Source organism: Citrobacter sp. CK198 (assembly GCF_030333295.1).
GTDB lineage: Bacteria > Pseudomonadota > Gammaproteobacteria > Enterobacterales > Enterobacteriaceae > Citrobacter_B > Citrobacter_B koseri.
The window spans coordinates 67,674-89,343 of sequence record NZ_JAOWGE010000007.1 but is presented as its reverse complement, the minus strand read 5'-3'; the positions used below and the strand labels follow the sequence as shown (position 1 = coordinate 89,343).

Annotated in this window: 22 protein-coding genes and 1 riboswitch; of the genes, 10 read left to right on the top strand and 12 right to left on the bottom strand. The window is 56.0% G+C overall.

Annotation, left to right across the window (positions count from 1 at the left end; genetic code table 11):
• From ureC to ttdA, 7 genes are all read right to left on the bottom strand, one after another.
• Window positions 1–1,704 (bottom strand): urease subunit alpha, encoded by a 1,704-nt coding sequence (gene ureC / locus OGY62_RS00980; RefSeq protein WP_200092908.1) that lies wholly within the window; start codon window positions 1,702–1,704, stop codon window positions 1–3.
• Window positions 1,697–2,017, bottom strand: a complete 321-nt coding sequence (locus tag OGY62_RS00975; protein ID WP_012135195.1) for an urease subunit beta — start codon at window positions 2,015–2,017, stop codon at window positions 1,697–1,699. Before OGY62_RS00975 ends, ureC begins: the two co-directional genes overlap by 8 nt.
• Window positions 2,018–2,027: 10 nt before the next feature.
• Window positions 2,028–2,330: an urease subunit gamma gene (locus OGY62_RS00970; protein WP_042289336.1), complete on the bottom strand. Its 303-nt coding sequence runs from the start codon at window positions 2,328–2,330 to the stop codon at window positions 2,028–2,030.
• A gap of 10 nt (window positions 2,331–2,340) precedes the next feature.
• Window positions 2,341–3,198, bottom strand: a complete 858-nt coding sequence (locus tag OGY62_RS00965; RefSeq protein WP_199972207.1) for an urease accessory protein UreD — start codon at window positions 3,196–3,198, stop codon at window positions 2,341–2,343.
• Window positions 3,199–3,287: 89 nt separating this feature from the next.
• Window positions 3,288–4,751, bottom strand: a complete 1,464-nt coding sequence (locus tag OGY62_RS00960; RefSeq protein ID WP_286458879.1) for an anion permease — start codon at window positions 4,749–4,751, stop codon at window positions 3,288–3,290.
• A 48-nt stretch (window positions 4,752–4,799) separates the two neighbouring features.
• Complete coding sequence (gene ttdB / locus OGY62_RS00955) at window positions 4,800–5,405, bottom strand: L(+)-tartrate dehydratase subunit beta (protein WP_012135191.1); 606 nt, start codon at window positions 5,403–5,405, stop codon at window positions 4,800–4,802.
• Window positions 5,402–6,313: a L(+)-tartrate dehydratase subunit alpha gene (ttdA, locus tag OGY62_RS00950; RefSeq protein ID WP_012135190.1), complete on the bottom strand. Its 912-nt coding sequence runs from the start codon at window positions 6,311–6,313 to the stop codon at window positions 5,402–5,404. Before ttdA ends, ttdB begins: the two co-directional genes overlap by 4 nt.
• 210 nt (window positions 6,314–6,523) lie before the next feature.
• Between ttdA and ttdR the strand changes: the two genes are divergently transcribed.
• A complete protein-coding gene (gene ttdR, locus OGY62_RS00945; protein ID WP_047461143.1) occupies window positions 6,524–7,459 on the top strand; it encodes an L-tartrate utilization transcriptional activator TtdR in 936 nt (311 codons plus the stop codon).
• Between the two features lie 103 nt (window positions 7,460–7,562).
• Here the strand turns inward: ttdR and plsY are convergent, their stop codons facing one another.
• Window positions 7,563–8,180 carry a glycerol-3-phosphate 1-O-acyltransferase PlsY gene (plsY, locus tag OGY62_RS00940; RefSeq protein ID WP_012135188.1) on the bottom strand — a complete coding sequence of 206 codons (618 nt, stop codon included), beginning with the start codon at window positions 8,178–8,180 and terminating at the stop codon, window positions 7,563–7,565.
• Window positions 8,181–8,286: 106 nt separating this feature from the next.
• Between plsY and folB the strand changes: the two genes are divergently transcribed.
• The gene (gene folB / locus OGY62_RS00935; RefSeq protein ID WP_012135187.1) at window positions 8,287–8,655 is read left to right on the top strand and encodes a bifunctional dihydroneopterin aldolase/7,8-dihydroneopterin epimerase; all 369 of its coding nucleotides are present in this window, start codon (window positions 8,287–8,289) and stop codon (window positions 8,653–8,655) included.
• Window positions 8,656–8,745: 90 nt separating this feature from the next.
• On the top strand, window positions 8,746–9,564 hold the full coding sequence (bacA, locus tag OGY62_RS00930; protein ID WP_012135186.1) for an undecaprenyl-diphosphate phosphatase: 819 nt from the start codon (window positions 8,746–8,748) through the stop codon (window positions 9,562–9,564).
• 101 nt (window positions 9,565–9,665) lie between these two features.
• Here the strand turns inward: bacA and OGY62_RS00925 are convergent, their stop codons facing one another.
• Together OGY62_RS00925 and OGY62_RS00920 are read right to left on the bottom strand one after the other, a co-directional pair.
• Entirely contained in the window at window positions 9,666–10,907 is a 1,242-nt protein-coding gene (locus OGY62_RS00925) for a multifunctional CCA addition/repair protein (protein WP_012135183.1), read from the bottom strand.
• A 63-nt stretch (window positions 10,908–10,970) separates the two neighbouring features.
• The gene (locus OGY62_RS00920; RefSeq protein ID WP_012135182.1) at window positions 10,971–11,591 is read right to left on the bottom strand and encodes a TIGR04211 family SH3 domain-containing protein; all 621 of its coding nucleotides are present in this window, start codon (window positions 11,589–11,591) and stop codon (window positions 10,971–10,973) included.
• Between the two features lie 241 nt (window positions 11,592–11,832).
• Between OGY62_RS00920 and OGY62_RS00915 the strand changes: the two genes are divergently transcribed.
• The 4 genes from OGY62_RS00915 (at window position 11,833) to glgS (ending at window position 17,987) form a co-directional block, all read left to right on the top strand.
• The gene (locus tag OGY62_RS00915) at window positions 11,833–13,134 is read left to right on the top strand and encodes a CYTH domain-containing protein (protein ID WP_219936578.1); all 1,302 of its coding nucleotides are present in this window, start codon (window positions 11,833–11,835) and stop codon (window positions 13,132–13,134) included.
• Window positions 13,135–13,269: 135 nt separating this feature from the next.
• The gene (gene glnE, locus OGY62_RS00910; RefSeq protein ID WP_286458874.1) at window positions 13,270–16,110 is read left to right on the top strand and encodes a bifunctional [glutamate--ammonia ligase]-adenylyl-L-tyrosine phosphorylase/[glutamate--ammonia-ligase] adenylyltransferase; all 2,841 of its coding nucleotides are present in this window, start codon (window positions 13,270–13,272) and stop codon (window positions 16,108–16,110) included.
• Between the two features lie 59 nt (window positions 16,111–16,169).
• Window positions 16,170–17,603, top strand: a complete 1,434-nt coding sequence (gene hldE, locus OGY62_RS00905) for a bifunctional D-glycero-beta-D-manno-heptose-7-phosphate kinase/D-glycero-beta-D-manno-heptose 1-phosphate adenylyltransferase HldE (protein ID WP_012135177.1) — start codon at window positions 16,170–16,172, stop codon at window positions 17,601–17,603.
• Window positions 17,604–17,777: 174 nt separating this feature from the next.
• On the top strand, window positions 17,778–17,987 hold the full coding sequence (gene glgS / locus OGY62_RS00900) for a cell surface composition regulator GlgS (protein ID WP_012135175.1): 210 nt from the start codon (window positions 17,778–17,780) through the stop codon (window positions 17,985–17,987).
• Window positions 17,988–18,021: 34 nt separating this feature from the next.
• On the opposite strand, the gene ubiK is transcribed toward glgS, so the two are convergent.
• Window positions 18,022–18,318 carry a ubiquinone biosynthesis accessory factor UbiK gene (gene ubiK, locus OGY62_RS00895; protein ID WP_024130961.1) on the bottom strand — a complete coding sequence of 99 codons (297 nt, stop codon included), beginning with the start codon at window positions 18,316–18,318 and terminating at the stop codon, window positions 18,022–18,024.
• Window positions 18,319–18,450: 132 nt separating this feature from the next.
• Window positions 18,451–18,656, top strand: a riboswitch (FMN riboswitch).
• Window positions 18,657–18,761: 105 nt separating this feature from the next.
• Here ubiK and ribB point away from each other — a divergent pair.
• The gene (gene ribB / locus OGY62_RS00890; RefSeq protein ID WP_012135173.1) at window positions 18,762–19,415 is read left to right on the top strand and encodes a 3,4-dihydroxy-2-butanone-4-phosphate synthase; all 654 of its coding nucleotides are present in this window, start codon (window positions 18,762–18,764) and stop codon (window positions 19,413–19,415) included.
• A gap of 293 nt (window positions 19,416–19,708) precedes the next feature.
• Complete coding sequence (locus OGY62_RS00885) at window positions 19,709–19,885, top strand: hypothetical protein (protein WP_012135172.1); 177 nt, start codon at window positions 19,709–19,711, stop codon at window positions 19,883–19,885.
• Window positions 19,886–19,904: 19 nt separating this feature from the next.
• On the opposite strand, the gene zupT is transcribed toward OGY62_RS00885, so the two are convergent.
• On the bottom strand, window positions 19,905–20,678 hold the full coding sequence (gene zupT, locus OGY62_RS00880) for a zinc transporter ZupT (RefSeq protein ID WP_286458872.1): 774 nt from the start codon (window positions 20,676–20,678) through the stop codon (window positions 19,905–19,907).
• Window positions 20,679–20,819: 141 nt separating this feature from the next.
• On the opposite strand from zupT, the gene ygiD reads away from it, so the two are divergent.
• Window positions 20,820–21,608, top strand: coding sequence for a 4,5-DOPA-extradiol-dioxygenase (gene ygiD / locus OGY62_RS00875; RefSeq protein ID WP_286458871.1), 789 nt, complete (start codon window positions 20,820–20,822; stop codon window positions 21,606–21,608).
• Window positions 21,609–21,670: the final 62 nt, after the last annotated feature.

The window sequence follows — 21,670 nt, the reverse complement described above, 5'->3', positions numbered from 1 at the left end:
TCAGAATAAAAAATAACGCTGGGCCATCGGCAACACGTCTGCCGGTTCGCTGGTGATCGGCTCACCGTCAATGCGCACCTCGTAAGTCTGGGCGTCAACGGTGATGTTGGGTTGCAGGCTGTTGTGGATCATGTCGGCTTTTTTTACCGTCCGGCAGCCTTTCACGACGGCGGTGGCGCTGCGTAAGTTGAGCTGCTGCGCAATGCCGTTTTCAACCGCAGCCTGAGAAAGAAAGGTCAGGCGACAGTGATGACGCGCCGCGCTAAGCGCGCCAAACATCGGCCGGTAATGCACCGGTTGCGGGGTAGGAATCGAGGCGTTGATATCACCCATCGGCGCGCAGACAATCATCCCGCCTTTGATGAGTGTTGCGGGTTTTACGCCAAAAAAGGCCGGAGACCAGAGCACCAGATCCGCCAGCTTTCCGGCCTCAACAGAACCGACCTCATGGGCGATGCCGTGGGTTAGCGCCGGGTTTATCGTGTACTTGGCGATGTAGCGTTTTACGCGCTGGTTGTCGTTATCGCCCGTCTCCTCCGCTAACGGGCCGCGTTGTACTTTCATCCGGTGCGCCACCTGCCAGGTGCGCAGAATGACTTCGCCCACCCGTCCCATCGCCTGGGAATCCGACGAGGTCAGGGAAAAGGCGCCGAGATCGTGCAGCACATCTTCGGCGGCGATGGTTTCCCGACGAATACGCGACTCGGCAAACGCCACATCTTCGGCGATATCCGGGTCGAGATGGTGGCAGACCATCAGCATATCGAGATGCTCGTCAATGGTGTTGACGGTATAAGGCAGCGTCGGGTTGGTGGAGGAGGGGAGAATATGGGGATGCGCGCAGGCGGTGATAATATCCGGGGCGTGACCGCCGCCCGCCCCTTCGGTATGAAAGGTATGGATCGTGCGATCGCCAATTGCCGCCAGCGTGTCCTCGACGAAACCGGACTCGTTTAACGTGTCGCTGTGCAGCGCGACCTGAATATCCATCTCTTCAGCCACGGTCAGCGCACAGTCGATCGCCGCAGGCGTCGCGCCCCAGTCCTCGTGGATCTTCAGGCCGATCGCGCCGGCGGCAATCTGCTCACGCAGCGCGTCCGGGTTCGAGCCATTCCCTTTGCCGAGAAAACCGATATTCACCGGCAGGCTGTCCGCCGCCTGCAACATGCGGGCGATGTACCACGGGCCAGGCGTGCAGGTGGTGGCATTGGTGCCCGCTGCCGGGCCGGTGCCGCCGCCAATCATGGTCGTCACGCCAGAGACCAGCGCCTCTTCCGCCTGCTGCGGGCAGATCCAGTGAATATGCGTGTCCACGCCGCCTGCGGTAACGATCTTTCCTTCACCGGCGATCGCCTCCGTGCCGACGCCAATTGGGATCGTCACATTGGGCTGAATATCCGGGTTACCGGCTTTGCCGATGGCGAAGATCCTGCCGTCTTTGATGCCGATGTCCGCCTTGACGATCCCCCAGTGATCGACGATCAGCGCGTTGGTGATCACCAGATCCACACACGCGCGAGCACGCATCTGCCCCTGGCCCATACCGTCGCGGATCACTTTGCCGCCGCCGAATTTCACCTCTTCGCCGTAGGTCGTGAGATCGTTTTCGACTTCGATCCACAGTTCGGTATCCGCCAGACGCACCCGGTCGCCGGTCGTCGGGCCAAACATGTCGGCGTAAGCCTGCCGGGAAATCTCAGTCATTGTCTGCCTCCAGAGAGCCCATTACTTCGCCGCGAAAACCAAAAATACGCTGTGCCCCGGCGACGCGCACCAGTTCGACCTCGCGTTTTTGCCCCGGCTCAAAACGCACTGCCGTGCCTGCGGGGATGTTCAGGCGAAAACCGCGTGCGGCTTGCCTGTCAAAGCGTAATGCGGGGTTGACCTCGTAAAAGTGATAGTGTGATCCGACCTGAACCGGGCGATCGCCATGATTCTCAACCACGATCGTGCAGGTTTCTCTGCCTGTATTGATCGCGATGTTTCCCGTGGAGATCCTGTATTCGCCTGGAATCATGGTTCCTCCTTTATACGATCGGGTTATGAACGGTGACCAGTTTCGAGCCGTCTGGAAAGGTGGCTTCAACCTGAATATCCGGGATCATTTCCGGCACGCCCTCCATCACCTGATCGCGGGTCAACACATGGCGACCGTCTTCCATCAGTGACGCCACGCTTTTGCCGTCGCGGGCGCCTTCCATAATGAAAGCGCTGATCAGCGCCACCGATTCCGGGTAGTTCAGCTTCAGTCCACGCGCCAGACGACGCTCCGCCACCAGGGCGGCGGTAAAGAGCAACAGCTTGTCTTTTTCTCTGGGAGTCAGTTCCATAGTGATTCTCTTATGTCTGCCAGATACGGGGCAGGAATGGCGGTTTTTGGGTCAGTTGTGGTCGTAAGGATTGCCAGACGGCGCGCATAACGCGCTGGATAAGCAGGTTGTCGTGCCCGAGGAAGCGCAGGGCCAGCAGTGAATCAATCAGCGTCGCGCCAGCGTAGTCGCCGAGGGGGGCAATTTGCTCGCGTACGCCGTCCAGCATCTTTTCCGTGGCGGGATAACAGAGCAGCGTACCGCTCCAGGGATGTCTGGCGACGGTGTGCAGGTTTCCTCCCTCAAGGTGCAGCCTTTCTATTAATAGCGGCGTACCGTCCCGCCATACTTCCAGGCGGTTGCGCAGCGTGCCGTGGCTGAAGGTCTCCTGCATCACCGGTCGCCCCAAACAGAGCAGATCCCAGGCCAGCAGTTGGCTCTCTTGCGCCAGATGAAAGACCGACTGGATGTTAGCGTTCGCGCCGGGAAAAAGGATCGTATCCTGCGGCAGCCACTCCAGCGTGGCCTGTGGGGCGAGATAAAAATCCTGCCGCAGCTGCGCCTGAGGGCCGCGACTGCGGTAAAACTTCCCTGCGCCAGGCTGGGTGATTAACGCATGGCTGTCTGTTGCAAGCGTGGCGGAAATCGTGAGTTCATCGCCCCCGACAATACCGCCCGGCGGATGAAGCAAATAGAGGTGGCAAACGTCGTCTTCCGGGTAAAACGGACGCTGTACCGTCAGCGGGCCGACGTGTCGCGCCGAAGTGAGCACTGTTTTATGCGCGGCGCGGGTAAACCGCAGATCCAGTTCGGCCTGCCAGCCCCGTGTGAGAGTCTTGTGCGCAACGGTGTCCAGAGCGTTTCCCTTATCAGCGTGAGGGGAGTGCATACAAAAAAGTATGCCTCAGCGCATCGGGAAAACGGTCATACGAGAAGCTTATGGAAAAAAGAGGCGACGTCATGCCGCCCCAACGAGGTTTACAGCAAAACGAGAGGCATCCAGACAAGGCCGGTTATTACCAGCAGAACCAGGAAGATCAGGCCAAAAATAGCGCCCAACCGCCAGTAATCCACCGTCGGCAGATAACCGCTACCGTAGTAGATGGGGCTTGGGCCGGTCGCATAGGGGGTGAGAATGCTGCCCAGACCAATGGCGGCGCCGACCATCAGGCAAAACACCGGTAAGGGGATGTCCGGCATCGCCAGCGCGGCGGCAATCATCATCGGCGCCAGCGCGGAAGTATAAGCGGTGGCGCTGGCAAAAAAGTAGCGTAACAGATAAAACACCACGATGAGCGCGACCATCACCATCATCGGCGAATAGCCGCTTAGCCCGTTTGCCAGCAGTTTGCCAAACCAGGTGATAAAGCCGGTATTGTTCAGTCCGGTGGCGAGCGTAATCAGCGAGGCCAGCCAGAAGAAAACGTTCCATGCCGCTTTATTGCTGACGATGTCATCCCAGGAGATGATGCGTAATACCAGCATCAATGCCACCACGCTATAACCGACCATCGCGGCATCAATGTAATCGCTGCCGAAGATCCACAGCACCAGCGCGCCGACCATCAGCACCAGCATCTTTTTCTCGCGCGAGCAGAGCGGGCCCATCTCCTTTAGCTCTGCTTCCGCCCAGCGCGGCACCTGGTCGCCCGACTTCAGTACTGGCGGATACAGCACGTAGGCCAGCCACGGAACCAGCAAGACCAGCAGAATGCTTAGCGGCAGCATTCCTGAGAACCAGTCGCCCCAGCTTAGCGCCGTATGGGATGCGCTTTTCATCAGGCCAATCAGCAACAGGTTAGGCGCCATCGCCGTCAGGAAAATGGCGCTGGTAACGCAGTCGGCGGTGATGCCCATCCACATAATATACGAGCCAATGGAGCGGGAACTGGCGTCGTTAGGCTGCGAGTTATAGAGCGGCGGCAGGTTGCGGATAATCGGGTAGATGATCCCGGCGCCGCGCGCGGAGTTAGACGGCGTGACCGGGGCGAGAATCAGCTCGGAAAACATCACCGCATAGCCAAGAAACAGCGTGCGATGGCCCATCTTCTTCACCAGCATCAACGCAATTCGCCGACCGAGACCGGTTTTTTCATAGCCGGTGCCAAACATAAAGGCGGCGAAAATCAGCCAGATAACCGAGTTAGAAAAACCAGACACCGCCCACGAGAGGGCTTTGGCGGTAAATTTGAAGCCTTCCTGCGCGAGCTGATCGGGGCTGAACAGCAGCCACGGCGACAGAACGGCAATGATCGAAATCCCGATCATCGCCACGACCGCGCCCGGTACAGGTTCCAGAATGAGTCCCACAATGACGCCGGTAAAGACCGCAAAATAGAGCCAGGTGTGGCTCTCAAGACCGGTGGGGACGGGCAAAACAGCAATAATGGCGATGACCACCAGTGGAGCCAGGTATCGCCACCAACCAGATAAAGGTGCCATTGTCGTATCCCTGAGAAAAGGGAGAGGCGTAGCGCCTCTCCTGAAGGGTTATTTGATGTAGTGCACGTACTCGCAGATCTCGTCAACGATGGGACCGCGACGCTCGGCGAACTGTTTTTTGTTGTCGGCGATCAGGTTGTTGCCGTGGGTATCGATAGAAACAATCAGCGGCCCGAACTCTTTCACCCGGCAAACCCACAGCGATTCCGGCATGCCGAGTTCCGTCCAGTGCACCTCTTCTATCTCTTCGACCTGGGTCGCCGCCAGCACCGCGCAGCCAGCCGGGAAGATGACGTGCAGCGCTTTGAATTTCTGGCAGCCTTCTTCGGTCAGCGGCCCCATACCGCCTTTTCCGACCACCAGCTTCACGCCGGTCTGCTCAATGAACTCTTTTTCAAAGGCTTCCATACGCATGCTGGTGGTCGGGCCGACGGAGACCATCTCCCATTTATCACCGTTTTTACGCACAATCGGCCCGGCGTGGAAAATCGCTTTGCCATTGAGATCGTAAGGAATGGGGCGCTTGAGTTCGATCAGGCGGCGGTGACAAACGTCGCGACAGGTCACCAGCGTTCCGGTCAGGTAGATCACATCGCCAACGCGGATATCTTCCAGGTCTTCGGCTTTGATCGGGGTAGTGAGGATCTTTTTCATAACGCGCTCCGGGTGTGGGACAGGTTTTCGAAGGAGAGGTCAGAATGAACCAGCAGCGTACCGCGACGGTGCGCCCAGCAGCCGGTGGAGACAGCCACGCCAATGGTTGACGGATGACGGGCGGCGGATTCGATGTGTACGCCCATCACCGAGCTGTTGCCGGTCAGCCCTTGTGGGCCGATTCCCAGGCGGTTTAGCCCTTCTTCCAGCCGCAGCTCAAGCTCTGCTGCCTTTGGATTCGGATGACGGGTGCCTATCGGGCGCAGAATCGCTTTGCGGGAAAGCACGGCGGCGGTTTCGACGGAGGTTGCGATGCCCACGCCGACCAGTACCGGTGGACAGGCATTGACCGCCAGCGTGGAGATGTTTTCAAAGACGAATTTCACCACGCCTTCGTAGCCTTCGGAAGGCATCAGCACTTTGGAACGCCCTGGCAGCGTGCAACCGCCGCCCGCCATATAAACTTCAATTTCCGCATCGTCGCCATCGGGAATAATCTCCCAGGTGACCCACGGCACGCCGCTGCCGGTGTTTTTGCCGGTATTCACTTCGTCGAAGATTTCGACCGCGTTATGGCGTAGCGGCGCTTTTACGGTGGCGTCTTCCACGGCCTGCTTAAGAATACTTTGCAGCTCGCCCAGCAGCGGGAAGCGGGAACCGACCTTCACGAAGAACATAATTTCACCCGTGTCCTGGCAGGCCGGGCGGTTCAGGTCGATTGCTTTCTGCATGTTATCGAACATCGTGTGGTAGATAATGTTTCCCATCGATGAGGTTTCGGCATCACGCAGCTGTTTTAATTTATCGACGACGTCATCGGGCATTCGGGTGGAGATCATGGCGGTAAAATTAGCGACAATATCCGTCAACGTAGTAACCGCATTTTGGTTATTTTGATTGCTCATCATATCAACTCCAGTTCTTTTATTAATCTGGAAATAAATTCTCTGGAGTAAACTACCACTAAAGGTGTGGTTTTATATTTTTTGTCACTGTGTATATGCAATTAACAGTTCGTGAATCACACTACAGAAAGGTGATGAAAATTGAGCAAAGGCAGGGTTTAACGACGTTAAGAGATTTACACTGCGCGTATTAAAATCACGGATAACCGACAGATGCTGAACAACTATCCCTTAGCCAAAGACCTACAGGTTTTGGTTGAAATTGTCCATACGGGAAGCTTTAGCGCGGCAGCGGCGGCGCTGGGGCAAACGCCCGCGTTCGTGACGAAACGGATTCAGATTCTTGAGACAACCCTTGCCACCACGCTGTTGAACCGCTCGGCAAGAGGTGTTGCGCTGACGGAAAGCGGGCAACGCTGCTATGAACATGCGCTGAAGCTCCTCACGCACTATCAGCGGCTGGTGGATGAGGTGACGCAAATTAAAACGCGCCCGGAGGGAATGATTCGCATTGGCTGTAGTTTTGGTTTTGGCCGCAGTTATATTGCACCTGCCATTACCGACCTGATGCGCAATTATCCTGAATTACAGGTTCACTTTGAACTCTTCGATCGGCAAATTGATTTGGTACAGGATAATATCGATCTGGATATTCGGATTAACGATGAAATTCCTGATTATTATATTGCGCATTTGTTAACAAAGAATAAAAGAATATTATGCGCGTCTCCCGCATATCTCCATAAATATCCTGAGCCGAAAACCTTACAAGAATTAAGCGGTCATGATTGTCTGGTGACAAAAGAACGTGATATGACCCACGGCATATGGGAACTGGGGAACGGGCAAGAGAAAAAATCAGTGAAAGTAACCGGACACCTCTCTTCCAATAGCGGTGAAATTGTTTTGCAGTGGGCGCTGGAGGGCAAAGGGATCATGCTGCGTTCAGAGTGGGATGTGCAGCCGTTTCTGGCGAGCGGTAAACTGGTGAGGGTATTGCCGGAGTATGCGCAGAGCGCCAATATCTGGGCGGTCTATCAGGAACCGCTGTACCGCAGCGTAAAGTTACGGGTATGTGTGGAGTTTCTGGCGGCATGGTGCCAGAAGCGACTCGGCAAGCCAGACGAGGGATATCAGGTGGCGTGGTGAACCCATCTGTAGGCCGGATAAGACGCTTTGCGTCGCCATCCGGCGATGCGTATGTGCCTGATGGCGGCTTCGCCTTACCTGGCCTACGGCGTGGTGTAAAAAGCTACTGCGGATCTTTCTCGCGCTTCTTCTTAAGTTTCGTCCAGATCTTCGTCTCCTGACGACGCCACAGGCGCTGGATGTTGTCATGGTGGCGCAGCAAAATCAGGCAAGACAGCATAGAGACCGGGAAGGTGAACTGGGGTTTAAACCACCACACGTAGAATGGCGCAATCAGCGCGCTGACGATCGCGCCCAATGACGAGTAACCGCTCAGTAAGACGGTCAGCAGCCAGGTGCCCGCCATCACGCCAGTTAAGTCCCAGCCGATGGGCGCGATCGCGCCGAATGCGGTCGCGACGCCTTTTCCGCCTTTGAAGCCAAAAAAGACCGGCCAGATGTGCCCCAGACAGGCGGCGATGGCAATCAGGCCCAGCCAGAAAGGGGTTACGCCTAATGCATAAGCGCCCCAGACCGGCAGCATGCCTTTGAGGACGTCGAAAATCAGTACCGCTACGGCTGCTCCCTTGCCCCCTATGCGTAACACATTGGTCGCGCCAGGGTTACCGGAGCCACTCTGACGCGGGTCGGGTAAACCTGCAATGCGGCAGACCAGAATGGCACTGGAAATTGAGCCGCAGAGGTACGCGAAGAGGATCATTCCAGGCGCGATTGCACTCATAAGCTGTTCCGTTTTGAAAATGTCGTGTTAAACGCTACTTCTGTGGATAATACGCATATTTCGCCGGAAGTGGTATCCGGGTTAGCCAAAAAGCAGGCAGGTCGTGATGGATATTGTATTTATAGAGCAACTTTCGGTAATCACCACTATCGGTGTTTACGACTGGGAGCAAACTATCGAACAGAAACTGGTGTTCGATATCGAAATGGCGTGGGACAACCGTAAGTCAGCCAGAAGCGACGACGTTGCGGATTGTCTGAGCTATGCCGACATTGCCGATACGGTAGTCAGCCATGTGGAGGGCGGCCGTTTTGCGTTAGTCGAACGCGTAGCGGAAGAGGTGGCGGATCTGCTGCTCAGCCGCTTTAACTCTCCGTGGGTACGCATCAAGCTCAGTAAGCCCGGCGCCGTAGCGCGTGCGGCGAATGTTGGCGTTATCATTGAGCGTGGCAATAATCTGAAAGAAAATAATTAACTTCATAGTTTTTAAACCAAACGGCGATATATGGGTCTTAAAGCTGGAGTCATAACTGCTGTTCGTTTTTTTTGATTTAGGGGTTTATTGATGAGCGATATACACTCGCTGCTGGTGGCGGCAATTTTGGGTGTGGTCGAAGGATTGACGGAGTTTTTGCCCGTCTCCAGCACGGGCCATATGATCATTGTTGGTCACCTGTTGGGTTTTGAAGGCGATACGGCAGAGACGTTTGAGGTGGTAATTCAGTTGGGATCGATCCTGGCGGTGGTGGTGATGTTCTGGCGGCGTTTGTTCGGCCTGATCGGCATTCACTTTGGCAAACAACCGCATGAAGGCACCGGAAAAGGACGCCTGACGTTAGGGCATATTGTGCTGGGGATGATCCCGGCCGTGGTGCTGGGCCTGGTGTTCCATGACACCATTAAGTCTTTGTTTAATCCCGTCAACGTGATGTATGCGCTGGTCGTGGGCGGTCTGCTGCTGATTGCCGCGGAATGCCTGAAGCCGAAAGAGCCGCGCGCGCCGGGCCTGGACGATATGACGTATCGTCAGGCGTTTATGATTGGCTGCTTCCAGTGTCTGGCGCTGTGGCCGGGCTTTTCCCGTTCCGGCGCGACCATTTCCGGTGGGATGTTGATGGGGGTGAGTCGCTATGCCGCATCGGAATTCTCATTCCTGCTGGCCGTTCCGATGATGATGGGCGCGACGGCGTTGGATCTCTACAAGAGCTGGTCGTTCCTGACGGTGGAAGATATCCCCATGTTCGCCGTGGGATTTGTGACTGCGTTCATTGTGGCGCTGATCGCCATCAAAACCTTCCTGCAATTGATTAAGCGTATCTCGTTCATTCCGTTTGCGATTTACCGCTTTATCGTGGCTGCTGCGGTCTACGTTGTTTTCTTCTGATAACGCTTGATGCCGGATGGCGGCGTAAATGCCTTATCCGGCCTACGGTTCGATTTTGTTGCCGGATAAGCGGAGCGCCATCCGGCAACAAAACGGTGAGCTTACGCCTCGGGTTTCGGGCAACGCCGTTCCTTCCAGTTAGCCACCGCTGCAATTCGCCGTCTGGTGAGTTCTTCGCGGATCTCCGCGCCTTTAAAGCCTGCCTCCACCACCTCTTTTGTCGGCACCGCCTGCGCGACCAGCCACGCTTCGCGCAGCCAGCGACCTTGCGGATAGTCAGACGCCTCAAAACCGGTACGACCGCGCACGTCGGCCTCGCTGGTCAGGGCGATTTGCTCTACGCGCTGCGGCTTACGCCAGGCGTCAATCGAATCGAACAGCTTCACGATCGTTTTCGGCTGCAAAATCGGGAAGGTATGGATGAGATCGTGGAATTCCGCCACCAGTTTGGCTAAATCCCGAATCTCATTCGGCACGCGCAGACGCTGGCATAACTGCTCGACCAGCTTTACGCCTGCCGGGCCGTGACCATGATGGCGCGGCCAGAGCGCTTTGGGCGTCAACCCTTTGCCAAGGTCGTGACAGAGCGTGGCGAAACGCACATCAACGTTCGGGCTGAGCATGGCGGCCATTGATAACGTCATCAATGTGTGGATGCCGGTATCGATTTCCGGGTGCCACTTTGCCGGAGCCGGAACGCCAAACAGCGCGTCCACTTCCGGGAACAGAACGCGTAGCGCGCCGCAGTCGCGCAGCACCTGAAAGAAAACCTGCGGATTGCGCGTGGTTAAGGCGTTCTCGGTCTCCTTCCATACGCGCTCCGGCGTGAGGTGTTCCAGTTCGCCTGCGGCGGTCATGTCGCGCATCAACGCCAGGGTTTCATCAGCGATGCGGAAACTGAGGTGCGCGTAGCGGGCGGCAAAACGCGCCACGCGCAACACGCGCAGCGGATCTTCGCTAAAGGCGGGGGAAACATGGCGCAGCAGGCGATTGTCCAGATCGCGACGCCCCTGATAGGGGTCGACGATATGGCCGTCGTCATCCTGCGCGAGGGCATTAATGGTGAGGTCGCGACGTTGCAGGTCTTCTTCCAGCGTCACGTCCGGCGCGGCATAGCAGGTAAAGCCGGTATAGCCTGAACCGGATTTACGCTCGGTGCGCGCCAGCGCATACTCTTCACGCGTTTGCGGATGAAGAAACACGGGAAAATCGCGGCCTACCTGCTGGTAGCCCGCGTCAAGCATCTCCTGCGGCGTGGCGCCAACCACCACCCAATCTTTATCTTTGACCGGTAGCCCTAACAACGCATCCCGAACAGCACCACCGACCAGATAAATCTTCACGCCACTTTCCCTTCCTGAAAAAATCATCCCTTAATCATATGTCAGTGCGGCAGAGAAGGCGATTTAGTTCATCCAGCGGTCTTTGCGTTTACGGCTTGGGATCATGTGCGGGAGAACCAGACCGAGCAGCAGGCCGAGCCCCAGCACGCCGCCGCCATACATGAACCACTGCATAATGATGGTGCGCTGCTTGTCATCAAGTTGCAGATTGGCGGCGCTGACTTTCTTCTGCGCCACGATCAGCTCGTTTTTCAGCTTCTGGTTTTCTTCTTTCAACCCGTTAATCACGCTGTCGCTCTGCGACACTTTTTGCTGCATGTCGGCCGTGCGCTGATTCCAGGTGGTATCAATATTGTTCAGCTTGTCGGTCAGCGTCTTAACCTGATTTTCCAGATCCGGTACGCGGATACGCAGGCTGGGCGAGCTGTTCAGCTCTTTCATCGGGATCCAGGCAGTACGACCTGTACTGTCTTTCACCTGAGCGTAATTCGTGTTGGCGTCAGTCTGTAATAATGTCACTTCCTCGCCGGCATTCACCGTACCCACGAGGCGATAATTATCTCCCGGACCGCTGCGGACCCAGGTATTCAGTTCGTCAGAGACATAGCGCTTCTCTTCTGCGTGGGAGACGGCAGTGGCGCTAAGTGCAAGTAAAGTTAATCCAATCAGGCGTAATTTTGGCATCAGGCTGTCGTTTTTGTCATAAAAAGTGGAACGATAGTAGTGGCATCAGTGTCTCTACGCAAAGCATTCGACATCAATCGGAATCATCTGTGTCATCTTTGCCACTGTTTTAAACTTTTACGCCCGTCAAATTGCTCGTTGCATGGCAATTTGGCGCAAAATACTATCTACTGACAAAAAAGAACGCGTTAAGTTCGCCGTCATTCTTCCCATATGTGACATAACCCATAAGTACAAGGCAATGGCTCAGGAAATCGAATTAAAGTTTATCGTTAATCACGACGCTGTAGATGCGTTGCGTGACCATCTACAAACACTCGGCGGCGAGCACCATGCGCCCAGCCAGTTACAGAACATTTACTACGAAACGCCGGACAAGTGGTTGCGTGGCCATGATATGGGTCTGCGCATCCGTGGCGAGAATGGTCGTTATGAAATGACCATGAAAATCGCCGGTCGGGTTACGGGGGGCCTGCATCAACGGCCGGAATACAATGTTGCGCTGAGCGAGCCGACGTTGGATCTCGCACGGCTCCCGCAGGAGGTCTGGCCGAACGGCGAGCTGCCCGCGGATCTCGCTTCACGCGTGCAGCCGCTGTTCAGCACCGATTTTTACCGTGAGAAATGGCTGGTGGACGTTGACGGCAGCCGTATTGAAATTGCGCTCGATCTTGGCGAAGTGAAGGCCGGAGAATGTGCCGAGCCAATTTGTGAGCTGGAGCTGGAACTGTTAAGCGGCGAGACCCGTGCGGTGTTGAAACTGGCAAACCAACTGGTGTCGCAAGCGGGTCTGCGTCAGGGCAGCCTGAGCAAGGCCGCACGGGGATATCATCTGGCGCAGGGGAATGCTCCGCGTGGGATCAGACCTACTGCGGTGCTGAAAGCGCCAGCCAAAGCCAGCATTGAGCAGGGGCTGGAAGCGGCGCTGGAGCTGGCATTGTCGCAATGGCAGTACCATGAAGAACTGTGGGTGCGTGGAAATGACGCCGCCAAAGCGGATGTACTGGCGGCGATGGGGCTGGTTCGCCATGCGCTGATGCTGTTTGGCGGCATTGTACCGCGTAAAGCAAGCGCTCACTTACGCGATTTGCTGACGCAGTCGGAAGCGACCCTTGTCTCTGAGGTTTCAGCCATCACGGCTATCTATAGCACGCAAACAGCGATGGCTAAACTGGCGCTGACCGAATGGCTGGTCACCAAAGCCTGGCAACCGTTCCTCGACGCCAAAGCGCAGGCGAAAATGGCCGATTCTTTCAAACGCTTTGCCGATATTCACCTGTCGCGTCACGCGGCAGAGCTGAAAGCGACTTTTGGGCAGCCGTTGGGCGATCGGTATCGCGATCAGCTTCCGCGCCTGACCCGCGATATTGACAGCATTTTGCTGCTGGCAGGTTATTACGACGCGAATGCGGTACAGGCCTGGCTGGAGAACTGGCAGGGCCTGCGCCACGCGATTGTGACAGGGCAGCGCATTGAAGTTGAACACTTCCGCAATGAGGCGATCTTCCAGGAGCCGTTCTGGCTGCATAGCGGAAAACGATAACCAGTAACGCCTGATGGCGATGCTGCGCATCTTATCAGGCCTACGGTGTACGGGTTTTGTAGGCCGGATAAGGCGTCACGCCGCCATCCGGCAACACTCATCGGGATTAGTTAGCCATCTGAGGACACACCTTAAATGAAGCCGCTTTCTTCACCGTTACAGCAGCACTGGCAGACCGTGGTTGAGCGGTTACCAGAAATCCTGGCTGAAGCCACGCTTAGCGTTCAGGCGAAGTCAGTACTTACATTTAGTGACTTTGTGCAGGACAGCGTGATTGCGCATCCCGAATGGCTGACTGAGCTGGAAAGCGCGCCGCCGCAGGCCGATGAGTGGCGGCATTATGCCGCGTGGCTACAGGACGCGTTGGCGCAGGTGACTGATGAAGCGGCGCTGATGCGTGAGCTTCGCATATTCCGTCGCCGCATCATGGTACGTATCGCCTGGGCGCAGGCGCTGTCGCTGGTGGAAGAAGAAAACATTCTGCAACAGCTAAGCCATCTGGCGGAAACGTTGATCGTCGCCGCGCGCGACTGGTTGTATGACGCCTGCTGTCGCGAATGGGGTACGCCCTGCAACCATGATGGCGTACCTCAACCGTTGCTGATTCTGGGGATGGGAAAACTGGGCGGCGGCGAGCTGAATTTCTCCTCGGATATCGATCTGATCTTCGCCTGGCCGGAGCACGGTTCCACCCGGGGCGGTCGGCGCGAGCTGGATAACGCGCAGTTCTTTACCCGCATGGGGCAGCGTTTGATCAAAGTGCTGGACCAGCCGACGATGGGCGGCTTTGTGTACCGGGTGGATATGCGCTTGCGCCCGTTTGGCGACAGTGGCCCGCTGGTGCTGAGTTTTGCCGCGCTGGAAGATTATTACCAGGAACAAGGGCGCGACTGGGAGCGTTATGCGATGGTCAAAGCGCGCATTATGGGCGCTGCCGACAGTGCGTATGTCGATGAACTGCGCGCCATGTTGCGACCTTTCGTGTTCCGCCGCTATATCGATTTCAGCGTGATCCAGTCCCTGCGTAATATGAAAGGGATGATTGCCCGTGAAGTGCGTCGTCGCGGTCTGAAAGACAATATTAAGCTTGGCGCCGGCGGTATTCGTGAAATTGAGTTTATCGTGCAGGTGTTCCAGTTGATTCGCGGCGGACGGGAACCCTCGCTGCAATCTCGCTCGTTGCTGCCGACGCTGAGCGCGATTGATGCGCTGCACCTGTTGCCAGAAAATGACGCCGGACAGTTACGCGCGGCCTATCTCTTCCTGCGCCGTCTGGAAAACCTGCTGCAAAGCATCAATGATGAGCAGACCCAGACGCTGCCGGGCGATGAACTGAACCGGGCGCGCCTGGCCTGGGGAATGCGCACGGATGACTGGTCGCAGCTCACCGACATTCTGGCGGCGCACATGGCTAACGTGCGTCGGGTATTTAACGAACTGATTGGCGATGACGAAACCGATACCCAGGAAGATACGCTGTCGGAACACTGGCGCGAGCTGTGGCAGGATGCGCTACAGGAAGATGATACCACGCCAGTGCTGGCGCATCTGTCTGACGACGATCGCGGACGCGTGCTGGCGTTAATCGCCGACTTCCGTAAAGAGCTGGATAAGCGCACCATTGGCCCGCGCGGGCGGCAGGTGCTCGACCATCTGATGCCGCATCTGCTTAGCGACGTGTGCTCGCGCGAGGATGCCTCTGTGCCGCTGTCGCGTATTACGCCGCTGCTGGTGGGGATCGTTACGCGTACTACCTACCTTGAATTACTGAGCGAATTTCCCGGCGCGCTGAAGCACCTGATTTCGCTGTGCGCCGCTTCGCCGATGGTGGCGAGCCAGCTGGCGCGTTATCCGCTGTTGCTCGATGAACTACTGGATCCGAATACGCTGTATCAGCCAACGGCGACCGACGCTTATCGCGATGAGTTACGCCAGTATTTGCTGCGTGTGCCGGAAGATGACGAAGAGCAGCAGCTGGAAGCGCTGCGCCAGTTTAAACAAACGCAGCTGTTGCGTATTGCGGCGGCGGATATTGCCGGTACGCTGCCGGTGATGAAGGTCAGCGATCACCTGACCTGGCTGGCGGAGGCCATTATCGACGCCGTTGTCCAGCAGGCGTGGGGGCAAATGGTGGCGCGCTATGGGCAGCCGACGCACCTTGCTGAGCGCACCGGACGCGGGTTTGCGGTGGTGGGTTATGGCAAGCTGGGCGGCTGGGAGCTGGGCTACAGCTCCGATCTTGATCTGATCTTTTTGCACGATTGCCCAATGGACGTGATGACCGACGGCGAGCGTGAAATCGACGGCCGCCAGTTCTACTTACGCCTGGCGCAGCGCATTATGCACCTGTTCAGCACCCGCACCTCTTCCGGTATCTTGTATGAAGTGGACGCGCGGCTGCGCCCGTCCGGCGCGGCGGGAATGCTGGTCACGTCGGCGGAAGCCTTTGCCGATTATCAGAAAAACGAAGCCTGGACATGGGAGCATCAGGCGCTGGTGCGCGCCCGTGTGGTTTATGGAGACCCGCAACTGACCTCGCAGTTTGACGCCGTGCGTCGCGATATCATGACCCTCGCCCGCGAAGGCAAAACATTGCAGACCGAGGTGCGCGAAATGCGCGAGAAAATGCGCGCGCATCTGGGCAACAAGCATCGCGATCGTTTTGATATCAAAGCCGACGAAGGCGGGATTACCGATATTGAGTTTATTACCCAATATCTGGTGCTGCGCTATGCGCATGAAAAGCCGAAGCTGACGCGCTGGTCCGATAACGTGCGCATTCTGGAACTGCTGGCGCAAAACGACATTATGGACGAACAGGAAGCGCAGGCGCTGACGCAGGCCTATACCACGCTGCGCGATGAGCTTCATCACCTTGCGCTACAGGAGCTTCCGGGGCATGTGGCGCAAGAGTGCTTCAGCAAGGAACGCGCGCTGGTACGGGCAAGCTGGCAGAAGTGGCTGGTTGCCGGGTGAAGTGTGCTATTATCGCGCGCAAATTTTAAGACCCTCAGAGAATCTCTCAGGAGACAGGAATGAAAGTAACGCTGCCAGAGTTTGAACGTGCAGGAGTCATGGTTGTTGGTGATGTGATGCTGGATCGCTACTGGTACGGGCCGACCAGCCGTATTTCCCCCGAAGCGCCGGTGCCCGTTGTCAAAGTGGACACCATTGAAGAACGTCCGGGCGGCGCGGCGAACGTGGCGATGAACATCGCTTCTCTGGGCGCAAATTCGCGTCTGGTGGGTCTGACCGGTATTGACGATGCGGCGCGCGCGCTGAGCAAAACGCTGGCGGATGTGAACGTAAAATGCGACTTCGTTTCTGTGCCTACGCATCCGACGATTACCAAACTGCGTGTACTTTCCCGTAACCAGCAGCTGATTCGCCTGGATTTTGAAGAAGGCTTTGAAGGCGTCGATCCGCTGCCATTGCACGAGCGTATTAACCAGGCGCTGGGCTCAATTGGCGCGCTGGTGTTGTCTGATTACGCCAAAGGCGCGTTGGCCAGCGTTCAGCAGATGATTCAGCTTGCGCGTAAAGCGGGCGTCCCGGTGCTGATCGACCCGAAAGGCACCGATTTCGAACGTTATCGCGGCGCCACGCTGTTGACGCCGAACCTGTCTGAGTTCGAAGCGGTGGCGGGTAAATGTAAAAGTGAAGAAGAGATTGTCGAACGCGGCATGAAGCTGATTGCCGATTTCGAATTTTCTGCGCTGCTGGTGACCCGTTCCGAGCAGGGAATGACGCTGCTGCAACCGGGTAAAGCGCCGCTGCATATGCCGACCCAGGCGCAGGAAGTGTATGACGTTACCGGTGCCGGGGATACGGTGATCGGCGTACTGGCGGCCACATTAGCGGCGGGGAACTCCCTGGAAGAGGCCTGCTATTTCGCGAACGCGGCAGCAGGCGTTGTCGTCGGTAAACTGGGAACATCAACCGTTTCGCCAATCGAACTGGAAAATGCGGTGCGCGGTCGTGCGGACACCGGCTTTGGCGTGATGACGGAAGCCGAACTGAAACAGGCCGTGGCCAGCGCGCGTAAACGCGGCGAGAAAGTGGTCATGACCAACGGCGTTTTCGACATTCTGCACGCCGGACATGTGTCTTATCTGGCGAACGCCCGCAAGCTGGGCGATCGCCTGATCGTCGCGGTGAACAGCGATGCCTCCACCAAACGTCTGAAAGGCGAAACTCGCCCTGTGAATCCGCTGGAACAGCGAATGATCGTGCTGGGTGCGCTGGAGTCCGTTGACTGGGTGGTTTCTTTCGATGAGGACACCCCGCAGCGGCTGATTGCTGGCGTGCTGCCGGATCTGCTGGTGAAAGGCGGTGACTATAAGCCAGAAGAGATTGCCGGTAGCGAAGAAGTCTGGGCCAACGGCGGCGAAGTGCTGGTGCTTAACTTCGAAGACGGTTGTTCGACCACCAATATCATCAAGAAAATCCAGAAAGACAGCGATAAATAACCGCTGAACAGACGGCCCGATACGCACAGCGCCATCGGGCATCTGGCTTGTTCCCAAAGTGTGATGTCAGGCAACTGATATGCGCACTTTTTGCACAACCGTTCAACACATATAAGAGAATACTGAAATTAGAAAAAGCATATGGCCTTAACAGATATTTGATAACTGGAGGGTATGCTGATGAACGACAAGAACGTATATTCGTTAAACAATTTTGATTTTCTGGCGCGCAGTTTCGCCAGGATGCAGGCTGAGGGCCATCCTGTTGATATCCAGGCCGTTACCGGAAATATGGATGAGGCGCACCGCAGCTGGTTTTGCAAACGCTATGCGCTTTACTGCCAACAGGCGACACAGGCTAAGAAGCTAGAACTCGAACACTGAAAATATCAACGGGCCTTACGGCCCGTTGTGGTTTTTACTCTTGCGGATCGACAGGCGGGATGGCGGGCGCAGGTTTAACATCTACAGGTTTCTCACGCGCTTCCAGCTCGCTGAGGCGTTGCTCCAGCAGCGCCAGCTTTTCGCGGGTGCGCAGTAAGACCTGAGTCTGCACGTCAAACTCTTCACGGCTCACCAGATCGAGACGCGTCAGCTGCGATTGCAGCGTCTGACGGATTTTCTTCTCGATATCTTCCCCGAACTCCCGAACCCCTTTCGGCATCGACTCGTGAACCTGACGAGCGAGTTGCTCAATTTTTTTCGGGTCAATCATTGTGGTTTCCCTGAACTGGTAAGTGTCAGAACACATTGTAGTGCGATATGCAGGCGTCATAAACCAGAATTGTGTGTCGCTTAGCGGAGTAAAGGCGTTGATGAAGGTAATCAATAGCGTTATAGTTAACTCGCTTATTCTCAGGGCGGGGCGAAATTCCCCACCGGCGGTAAATCAGCGTATGGCCAAAAGATTTCACGTTGCGGCAATGCAGCAGCGGCGTGAAAGATGAAGGACAGGTTGAAAGCCCGCGAGCGCTTCAGGTGCAAATCTGAAGGTCAGCAGATCCGGTGTAATTCCGGGGCCGACGGTTAAAGTCCGGATGGGAGAGAGTAACGATCCAGTCGGGCATGGGCCCGCTCACGTTATTTTTTTGCCGCTTGTCGGTACTCCTAAGACTGCCCTGATTCTGGTAACCATAATTTTAATGAGGTTTTTTTACCATGAATCAGACGCTACTTTCCTCTTTTGGTACGCCTTTTGAACGTGTGGAACATGCGCTATCCGCGCTGCGTGAAGGACGCGGTGTGATGGTGCTTGACGATGAAGATCGCGAAAACGAAGGCGATATGATTTTCCCGGCCGAAACCATGACCGTTGAGCAGATGGCGCTGACCATTCGCCACGGCAGCGGCATTGTTTGTCTGTGCATCACTGAAGATCGTCGCAAGCAGCTCGATCTGCCGATGATGGTGGAGAACAATACCAGCGCCTACGGCACCGGTTTTACCGTGACCATTGAAGCCGCAAAAGGCGTGACTACCGGCGTTTCTGCCGCAGACCGCGTAACGACCGTTCGCGCAGCCATTGCCGATGGCGCGAAACCTGCCGATCTGCACCGTCCAGGCCACGTTTTCCCGCTGCGCGCGCAGCCGGGCGGCGTTCTGACCCGTGGCGGCCATACTGAAGCCACCATCGATCTGGTGACGCTGGCCGGGTTCAAACCTGCTGGCGTACTGTGCGAGCTGACGAATGACGATGGCACAATGGCGCGCGCGCCGGAATGCATCGCGTTTGCCGGTAAACACAACATGGCAGTAGTGACGATCGAAGATCTGGTGGCTTACCGCCAGGCGCACGAGCGTAAAGCCAGCTAATTCTGTAGGCCTGATAAGCGAAGCGCCATCAGGCGATGAGATGATAATAAAAACCGAAGCCGGTTCGCAGGCTTCGGTTTTTTGTGTTTACAGAGGTCATTAATCCCGCCGTTTATCCCTTATATTTTGCTTTTTTAAACATCCCATCTGTTAATAAAAGCCCAACCTTTTTCTCTATGATCAAAATCATATTCTCGATTTCATACTGTGCCAGTATATAGGGCTACCTCAATATAGGTAGAAAAGGTTTTAACGCTAATTGTTTGGTAATATTAGATTTTAAGGGTAAGAGGATGTTTATCGCCTGGTATTGGCTCGTCTTAATTTTTCTGGTGATCGTAGGGTATTTTTGCCATATGAAACGCTATTGTAAGGCGTTTCGGCAGGACAGAGATGCGCTGCTGGAAATCCGCAATAAATTACTTCGTCGCGATGATGAAGAACGCGTTATGACCAAAGAGCAGGAATAAGCGTTTCCTGCTGCCTCTGTTATCCTATTCCCATCGCCTGAAGCACGACAAGACTCAACCCCATCACCGACATTCCACACAGTACGCCGTAGCTGGGATTATTATTAGGGTCGATCTCTTTTGCCAGCGGCATCAGCTCATCAACGGATAGTGCCACCATAATTCCCGCGACGGCGGCCATGATGGACGCCATAACGACCGGTGAGATCAGGCTGCCCAGAATAAGCCACGCCATTACACCGCCAAGAATTTCCGCCATCCCGGAGATACCGGCCCAGAAAATTGCTGTCCGTTTTGAACCGGTTGCGGCGTAGACTGGCCCGGCGACCGCTAATCCTTCAGGAATATTGTGCAAGGCGACCGCCAGGGCAATGCCAAAACCCAATTCGAGGTTGCTGCTGGCGGTGACGAAGGTGGCGATACCTTCCGGGAAGTTGTGCAGGCTGATGCCCAGCGTCAGCAGGATGGCGGTGCGTTTTATCGAGCCGGAGAGAGGACGCGCGGTTTTTTGCACTAAATCTTGTGGATGGGCGTGGGGAAGCAGCCTGTCGAGACCGAAATAACCCAGCAAGCCGATAATAAACATGCCGTAACCCAGCACCGGAGACATGCCATCCGCCGCCAGCGCGGCTGGCAGCATCTCCATCAGCGAGATCAACAGCATAATGCCTGCGGCGAATCCCAGTGAAAACGCCAGCACGCGGTTGGACGGTTTTTGCCCCAGCACGCCAAGAAACGCGCCAATAAAGGTGGCGGTGCCCGCCAGTAAGGTCAGAATTAAAGGTACTGACATCGACAACTCCTTATGATTCAACTGTCCGAACCTGACCTTCAAAATAACTGATGATCTTCATCATGGTTATCTGAGTTCTTCATCCATCGAAAAAGCGTATTGTGATGATATCAAAATGACTCCCTCAGTAAGGATATCATCATGTCTTCAACACGTATGCCAGCATTGTTTTTAGGTCACGGTAGCCCGATGAACGTTCTGGAAGATAATGTGTATACCCGCGCCTGGCGGCATCTGGGGGATACATTGCCGCGTCCAAAAGCGATTGTCGTTGTTTCGGCGCACTGGTTCACGCGAGGGACGGGCGTGACGGCGATGGAAGCGCCAAAGACGATCCATGATTTTGGCGGCTTTCCTCAGGCATTGTATGACACGCACTATCCTGCGCCCGGTTCGCCGGAACTGGCGCAACATCTGGTTGAGTTGCTGTCGCCGACGCCGGTCGCGCTGGATAAAGAGGCGTGGGGCTTTGATCACGGCTCCTGGGGCGTGTTGATCAAGATGTACCCGAATGCGGATATCCCGATGGTGCAGTTGAGCATCGACAGTACCAAACCGGCGGCCTGGCATTTTGAAACAGGGCGCAAACTGGCGGCGTTGCGGGACGAAGGCATTATGCTGGTCGCCAGTGGCAACGTGGTGCATAACCTGCGCACGGCGCGCTGGCATGGCGAGAATACGCCCTACCCGTGGGCAACGTCATTCAATGAGTATGTGAAAGCGAATCTGACATGGCAGGGGCCGGTAGAACAGCATCCGCTGGTTAATTACCTCGATCATGAAGGAGGAGCGCTGTCGAACCCAACGCCGGATCACTATCTGCCGCTGCTGTATGTGTCAGGCGCATGGGATGGCAAAGAGCCGGTGACGATCCCGGTTGACGGCATCGAGATGGGCAGCCTGAGTATGCTGTCGGTACAGGTGGGATGATTAATGCCCGATGGCGCTACGCTTGTCGGGCCTACGGCACGAATTGTAGGCCGGGTAAGGCG